The 7,406-nt window shown below is 75.4% G+C and carries 6 protein-coding genes; 3 read left to right on the forward strand and 3 right to left on the reverse strand.

Annotation, left to right across the window (positions count from 1 at the left end; genetic code table 11):
- The 3 genes from AB0C69_RS34660 to AB0C69_RS34670 all read right to left on the reverse strand — a co-directional run.
- Positions 1-1,086, reverse strand: a 1,086-nt coding sequence (locus tag AB0C69_RS34660) for an aromatic acid exporter family protein (protein ID WP_360359349.1), incomplete at its 3' end; no start/stop codon positions are given.
- A gap of 75 nt (positions 1,087-1,161) precedes the next feature.
- On the reverse strand, positions 1,162-1,695 hold the full coding sequence (locus tag AB0C69_RS34665; protein WP_345182485.1) for a CGNR zinc finger domain-containing protein: 534 nt from the start codon (positions 1,693-1,695) through the stop codon (positions 1,162-1,164).
- Between the two features lie 80 nt (positions 1,696-1,775).
- Positions 1,776-3,233 carry a glutamine synthetase family protein gene (locus tag AB0C69_RS34670; protein ID WP_360359352.1) on the reverse strand — a complete coding sequence of 486 codons (1,458 nt, stop codon included), beginning with the start codon at positions 3,231-3,233 and terminating at the stop codon, positions 1,776-1,778.
- A gap of 98 nt (positions 3,234-3,331) precedes the next feature.
- Here AB0C69_RS34670 and AB0C69_RS34675 point away from each other — a divergent pair, with 98 nt between their 5' ends.
- The 3 genes from AB0C69_RS34675 to AB0C69_RS34685 all read left to right on the forward strand — a co-directional run.
- A complete protein-coding gene (locus AB0C69_RS34675; protein ID WP_353834759.1) occupies positions 3,332-4,456 on the forward strand; it encodes an amidohydrolase family protein in 1,125 nt (374 codons plus the stop codon).
- 41 nt (positions 4,457-4,497) lie between these two features.
- Positions 4,498-5,886 carry an FAD-dependent oxidoreductase gene (locus tag AB0C69_RS34680; RefSeq protein WP_345182491.1) on the forward strand — a complete coding sequence of 463 codons (1,389 nt, stop codon included), beginning with the start codon at positions 4,498-4,500 and terminating at the stop codon, positions 5,884-5,886.
- A gap of 37 nt (positions 5,887-5,923) precedes the next feature.
- The coding region (locus tag AB0C69_RS34685) for a hypothetical protein (RefSeq protein ID WP_360359356.1) at positions 5,924-7,406 on the forward strand (1,483 nt) is incomplete at its 3' end.

Genomic DNA, 7,406 nt, shown 5'->3' on the forward strand with positions numbered 1-7,406 from the left:
GAGGGCTACACCAAGGCCCGCGAGCAGGAGGCCGGCGAGCTGGAGCACCGCCGCCGCCGGCTGCTCGACCTCCAGCTCGTGCTCGGCGAGGAACGGCCGGGCGTCGCGGGTCAGGTCGGAGCGGGCCAGCCGGCCGTAGGAGGCGACGCTGGCCGCGATCCCGGCCAGCGCGTCGCCGAGCTCGCGGCGCAGCTCGGGGTCGGTCAGCAGCCGGCCCCGGTCGCCGAGCCGCTCGTCGTCGGCCAGGGACCGGGTGAGCCCCCGCAGCGACAGCGTGAAGTGCTCCAGCGTCTCCATGGCGTTGCGCAGGGCGACGCCGGCGTCGATGAGCCGCCGCGCCCGCGTCCGCGGGTTGAGCCGGACGCTCTCCTCGGCGGCGCCGAGTTCCCGGTCGGTGCGGCCGAGTTCGCGGGCGAGCCGCTCGGCCTCCGCCTGCCAGCGGGCGGCCTCACCCTGGGCGCGCTCGCCGCGCAGCCCGTCGGCGATGTCGGAGATCAGCTCCCGCAGCTTCTCGGTGACGTCCTGGACGGCCTCCTCGGCGGGCCGCACCCGCACCGTCGGCACCAGCAGCGTCGCCGCCAGCCCGGTGGCGGCGCCGATCAGCGTCTCCAGGACGCGGTCGGCGGCGCCCGCCTCGCTGGCCGACCCCAGCGCGAAGATCAGCATCGCTGAGATCGGCGCCTCCAGCACGTGCTCGCCGAGGCGCAGCGCGTGCCCGATGACCAGGGCGGCGAGGATCGTCAGGCCGAGCGTCCACCAGGAGAACCCGATGGTGCCCGCGGCCAGCACCGCGATCAGCACCCCCGAGGTGACGGCGGCGACCCGCAGGACGCTCGCCTTGATCGTCTGGTAGACGGAGAACTGCACGACGAGCAGCGCGGTCAGCGGCGCCAGCAGCGGCTGCGGCCCGCCGACCGGCAGCACCGCGAGGGCCAGCACGAACGCCAGCGTGGCGGTGATCGTCAGGCGGGCGATGCGGTACGCGGTGGACCGCACCTCCGTGGCCACCCGCAGCGGCGAGCGGCCGCCGCGATCACCTTCGCCGGAGCGGCGGCGGAAGAACACGAGCGACATGCGCTCTGTCATTCCCGCAGGCGGGCAAAGGTCACAGGGATGGACAAAGATCACAAAAAGGCTGGGTTCGGGAGCGGAGGGCGCGGGTCACTCCCGCCGGCGGGCGCGGAACGCGGCGACGTTCGTCCGGTTCGCGCAGGACTCCGAGCAGAACCGGCGCCGCCCCGCCCGCGAGGTGTCGGCGTACACGCGGTCGCAGCCGTCGGCGGCGCAGACGCCCGTCCGGCCGAGCCCGTGCTCGACGATCAGTTCGGCGAGGTTCATCAGCGTGGTCGCCCGGAACCGCTCCACCAGGCGGGACGACGGTGGCGCGTAGTGCATGTGCAGGCCGTGCGGCTCGTGGTCGGCCAGGTGCGGGTGCATCGGCATCTCCAGCATCAGCCGGTTCAGCATCGCCGTCGCCTCCTCCAGCCGGGCCGCCTCGAAGAAGGGGCGCAGGACCCGCCCCCAGCGCCGGAAGTCGGCGGCGTCGGCGTCCTCGAACTCCTGCCAGAAGAACTGGTTGTCCCGCAGGAGGCGGCGCAGCGCGTCGGGGGAGTCGTCCCCGTCGGCCGCCGTCGCGGCGTTGACCAGCGCGGCGGCGGCCGCCACCCCATGGCTCTTGTATCCGGTGATGCGCATTGCCCGAGCCTCCGGTCCCGCGGTCGATCAGTAAATGGTAGGTCGCGGCGGGCGGGCGCGGCGGAGGACCGGAGCGCCCGCTAGTGCCGCCAGCGGGTGGCGGCGGCCACCTGCTGCGGCGTCGCCCCGTCCAGCAGCGCGATCTCCCCGCGCCGCACCGCCGCCACCGTGTCGGTGACGGCCTCGCCGAGCGCCTCGCGCAGGACGGCGTCGGCCTCGAACGCCGCGACCGACTCGGCCAGCGACGCCGGCAGCGGGGCGATGCCCCGCGCGGCGCGCTCCTCCTCCGCCAGGCCCGCAGGGTCCACGTCGACCGGCTCCGGCAGCCTCAGGCCGGCGCCGAGGCCGTCCCGCCCCGCCGAGAGCAGCGCCGCCAGCAGCAGGTACGGGTTGGCGGCGGCGTCCAGGCACTTGACCTCCAGGTTCGCGGCGGTGGCCCGCTCGCCCTCGGCCCCCGTCACGAACCGCAGCGCGGCCTCCCGGTTCTCCAGCCCCCAGCACGCGTACGCGCCCGACCAGTGCGACGGGACCAGCCGCAGGTAGCTCGCCACCGACGGCGCGCCGACCGCCAGCAGCGCGGGCAGCCGGCGCAGGATGCCCGCGGCGAACGCCTCCCCGGCCGCCGTCATCCCGTACGGTCCGGGGCCGCCCGCCATCGCGTTCACCGCGCCGCCCGCCGCACCGTCCGCCGTGCCGTCCCGCCACAGGCTGAGGTGGGCGTGCGCGCCGTTGCCGACCGAGTCGGCCTCCACCTTGGGGGAGAACGAGGCGGCCATCCCGTGCCGGATCGTCACCGCCCGGATCGTCTCCCGGACGAGCACGGCGGTGTCGGCCGCGCCGACCGGGTCCTCGGCGGCCACCGACACCTCGTACTGCCCGGGCGCGTACTCCGGGTGCAGCTGGACGACCCTCACGCCCGTCGCCTTGAGGGACTTCAGAAGGTCACGCAGGTAGTCGGCCAGCTCGGTGATCCGCGTCATCCCGTACGCGGGGCCCTTGCAGGCCGGGGAGAAGTCCTCGCCGTCGCCGTCCGACACCGCCCACTCGATCTCGAACGCGGCCTTCACCGCGTAGCCGAGCCCGGCGAGCCGGTCGGCCTCGCGGCGCAGCAGGGCCCGCGCGTCCAGCGGGTGGACGGATCCGTCCTGGGCGTAGCGGTCCGCGGGCGCGTGCGCCCAGCCCGGCAGCGCGGCCAGCGGGACGAGCCGGTCCAGGTCGGGGTGCAGCCGCAGGTCGCCGGTCGGGCCGCCGATGTGGCGCCCGGACACGATCGAGTCGTCCAGCAGGAACACGTCGAATATCGGGGACATCCCGACGCCCCACGCCGCGGCGTGCTCCAGCCGCTCCACCGGGACGGTCTTGGTGCGGGTGATCCCGCTGACGTCCACCCACGTCAGCGCGACGGCGACGATGCCCTCGCCGGCCATCCTGCGTGCCGCCTCGGCCGCGCGGGCGCCCATCCGGGCCCGGTCGTGCCCGTCGAGGGCCTGCTCTCCGGCGTCGCCGCCTTGCGGGGAGGTGTGCGAGGTGGGTTCCACGGCTGCTGGCTCCTGGTCGGGTGGCGGCGGAGGTGAACACGCTCCGTAAAGGCATCGTAGGGAGAACGCAGTCGCGTTTCAGGGAGGATGCGGGAGCCGTGCTGGAGTATCTGGAGTCGCTGCGGCTGGTCGACCACCACTGCCACGGTGTCCTCGGCGAGGACCTCGGCAGGACGGCGTTCGAGGAGGCGCTCACCGAAGCGGAGACCGCGGGACCGCCCGGCGTGAGCATGTTCGACACCCAGGTCGGGTTCGCGCTGCGGCGCTGGTGCCCGCCCGTCCTCGGGCTGGGCGCCCACGCCGAGCCCGAGGAGTACCTGGCGCGCCGGGCCGAGCTGGGCGCCGCCGAGGTGAACCGGCGGTTCCTGGCGGCCGCCGGGCTGGACGTGCTCTGCGTGGACACCGGCTACACGCCGGAGGCGATCCTCGACCCGCCCGCCCTCGGCCGGCTGGCCGGGGCGAGGGCGCACGAGATCGTGCGGCTGGAGACCGTCGCGGAGCGGGTGGCCGCGGACGGCGTCGAGGCGGGCCGGTTCGCCGGGGAGGTGCGCTCCCGGCTCCACGCCGCGTTCGCCGCGGGCGCCGTGGGGGCCAAGTCGATCGCCGCGTACCGGGCCGGGCTGGAGCTGTCGGGGGTGCGGCCGCCGGAGGCGGAGGTCGCCGGCGCGGCCGGGCGGCTGATGCGCGCGGCGGAGAGCGTCGGCGCCCCGCCGCGCGTGTGCGACGAGACCCTGCACAGGTTCCTCGTCTGGTGCGCGGTGGACGCCGGGGTGCCCGTCCAGTTCCACGTCGGCTACGGGGACGTGGACGCCGACCTGCGCCGCGGCGACCCGCTGCTGCTCATCGAGCTGCTGCGCGCCATGGCCCCCGTCCCCGCGATGCTGCTGCACAACTACCCGTTCCACCGGCACGCCGGGTACCTGGCGCAGGTGCTCCCGAACGTGCACGTCGACGCGGGCCTGGCGACCCACAACCTCGGGCACCGGTCGCCCGCGCTCATCGCCGAGCTGCTGGAGCTGGCGCCGTTCGGGAAGGTGCTGTACTCCTCGGACGCGTTCGGGCTGGCCGAGCTCTACCACCTCGGGGCGCTGCTGTTCCGGCGCGGGCTCGCCGGGTTCCTTGCCGGGGGAGTGGAGGACGGAGCCTGGACGGCCCGCGACGCCGAGCGGGTCGCGGGGCTGGTGGCCTCCGGCAACGCCCGCCGGGTCTACGGTCTGGAGTGAGCCGATCTTTCGGGCAGCACCGGCAATCGGGAGGAAACGGCATGGCCGCACGTGAACGCCTGCTCGTCATCGGGGGCGACGCCGCGGGGATGAGCGCCGCGTCCCAGGCCCGCAGGCTGCGCGGCCCCGAGGACCTGGAGATCGTCGCCGTGGAGCGCGGGCGCCACGCGTCCTACTCGGCGTGCGGCATCCCCTACTTCGTCGGCGGCGTGGTGGACGGGCTCGACGCGCTCGTCGCCCGCACGCCCGCCGAGTTCCGGGAGCGCGGCATCGACCTGCGGCTGCGCACCGAGGCCGTGGAGATCGACACGGGCGGCGGCCGGGTGCGGATCCGCTCCCTCGACGGCGGCGGCGAGCGCTGGGAGCCCTACGACCGGCTCGTGGTCGCGACCGGCGCCGTCCCCACCCGCCCGGACCTGCCCGGCGTGGACGCCGAGGGCGTCCACGGCGTCCAGATCCTCGACGACGGCGTGGCGATCCGCCGCGCCGTCGAGGAGCGGGACCCGCGCCGCGCCGTCGTGGTGGGCGGCGGCTACATCGGCCTGGAGATGGCCGAGGCGATGGTGATGCGCGGCCTGGAGGTCTCGCTCGTGGACTTCGCCGACCAGCCGATGCGCACCCTCGACCCGGACATGGGCGCGATCGTCGCGGACGCGATGCGCGGCATCGGCGTGCGGCTGTACCTGGGGGAGCCGGTCGAGGGCTTCGACACCTCCCCGGAGGGGCGCGTCACCGCGGTCCGCACGCGGGACCGCACGCTGCCCGCTGACCTGGTCGTCCTCGGGCTCGGCGTGCGGCCGGCCTCCGGACTGGCCGAGCGGGCCGGGATCGAGACCGGCCCGACCGGCGGGATCGTCACCGACCGGCGGATGCGCACCCGCACCGAAGGGGTGTGGGCGGCGGGCGACTGCGTCGAGACCCGCCACCTGGTCTCGGGCGCGCCGGTCGCGATCGCGCTCGGCACGCACGCCAACAAGCAGGGCCGCGTGGCCGGCATCAACATCGGCGGCGGCTACGCCACCTTCCCCGGTGTGGTCGGCACTGCCGTTTCCAAGATCTGCCGGGTGGAGGTCGCGCGGACCGGGCTGAACGAGGCCGAGGCGGCCGCGGCCGGGTTCGAGACGCTGAGCGTCGCCGTCGAGTCCACCACCCGGGCCGGGTACATCCCGGGCGCCGCCGCGATGACGACCAAGCTGATCGCCGAGCGCCGCTCGGGCCGGCTGCTCGGCGCGCAGATCGTCGGCGAGGAGAACGCCGCCAAGCGCGTCGACGGCCTGGCGATCGCGCTGTGGAACGGGATGACGGTCGAGGAGATGACGGGCCTCGACCTCGGCTACGCGCCGCCGTTCGCGCCCGTCTGGGACCCCGTCCTGGTCGCCGCCCGCAAGGCCGCCGACGCCGTCGAGCGGGACATGCGCTCCGGCTCTTGATCCCCTTTGTCGGTGATCTCCCCTACGGTGTGGCCTCATGGCGACTGCGGGGCCGGGGGCGGCCGACGAGAACACCTGGGAGATGCCGGACGCGTGGCGGCGGGTCGCCCATCCCCGCCGGGACCGGCCGGGGCCGTGGCCGCGGGCGCGGATCGACGCCGCGGCGGTGGAGAAGGCGCGGTCCCTGGTGGAGGCCGCCAGAGCCGGCGTCGAGGACGTCCTCGCGCTGCCCGGCACGCCGCCCGAGCTGGCCGAGCACGGCCGAGCCTACCTGAAGGGCGAGGCCGACGCGCTGGGCGCGGCGGTGGTCGCGACCGTCGCGGTGTCCAAGCGCGGCCTGCTCGAACTCGGCGGGAAGGACCCGTTCCGGGACGCCTGGGCCGCCGAGCACGGCCTGCCGTTCGCGGCGGCCGCCTACGCCGAGCTGCCCGAGGTCACGAGCGACTACCGGCAGGCGGGGAGCCAGGCGACCTGGACCGGTGTGCGCTGGACCGGGACGCCCGGCAACTACCGCGAGTGGTGGTCCGAGGAGAGCGCCGCACGGCACCTGCGCGCCCTGCTGGCCGCCGCCGACGACGACGTGTACGCGGCGTCCGTCGAGGCGCTGGCGACCCGGCGCCGGACGCCGATGCAGCGGATGGTCGTGTCCTACCTGGTGCCGACCAGGGGAGACTGGGTGGACGAGGTCCGCGCCGACCCGGCGGTCGCCGGCCTGCCGCCCTTCTCGGTGCACCGGTGGATGCTGTTCTGCTCGCTCGGCGAGCAGGAGCAGGCCGACCCGGCCGTCCTGCCGCTCGGCTACTACGACCGGGGGACGAGCATCGTCGCGACCCTCGTGGACGGCGTCGGCCCGTCCGGTGCGGTGCCGCTGGTGGCCGGAGCCCTGGATGGCCAGTACACCGACACCGACACCTACCGGAGCCTGCTGGACGTGCTCGCCCGGCTCCCCGTGGACGAGGCCTTCCAAGCGCTCGTGGACCGCATCAGCCACAGGTACGTCCAGCCCGCGCTGATCGCCGCCGCGCGGGCGTATCCGCGGCGGGCGCTGCGCCTGCTCGCCCCGGCCGCGCGGACGCCGGAGGCGGAGGACCTGCTGCGGGCCCACCTGCTCACCCACCCCGAGCTGGTGGAGGAGACGCTGCCGGAGCTTCCGGAGGAGTCGCGCGCGGTGATCGGCGCGCTCCGCGAGACCACCGTCCGGGTCCCGGAGGCGTCCGGCGACGCCCTGCCGCCGCTGCTCGCGGACCCGCCGTGGACCCGGCCCCGGACGAAGGCCGAACCCGTCGTCATCAAGGACCTGGCCTCGCCCGGCACGCGCCTCATCGCCTGGGAGCCCGGCGAGCGGGACGCCTGGACGGTGGACCTCCACCACATGTGGCGATGGGTGGAGCGCCTGGAATGGCCCACCCAGGTGGAGAAGTTCAGGAACGGCGGTGAGGTCGATCCAGAAGCGATCCTCGCCGCGGGCACGCCCGTCGTGCACGCCACCGTTGGCGAGGATGACCCGCAGGGAAGGCTCG

This window comes from Actinomadura sp. NPDC048032 (genome assembly GCF_040653175.1).
Lineage (GTDB): Bacteria > Actinomycetota > Actinomycetes > Streptosporangiales > Streptosporangiaceae > Spirillospora > Spirillospora verrucosospora.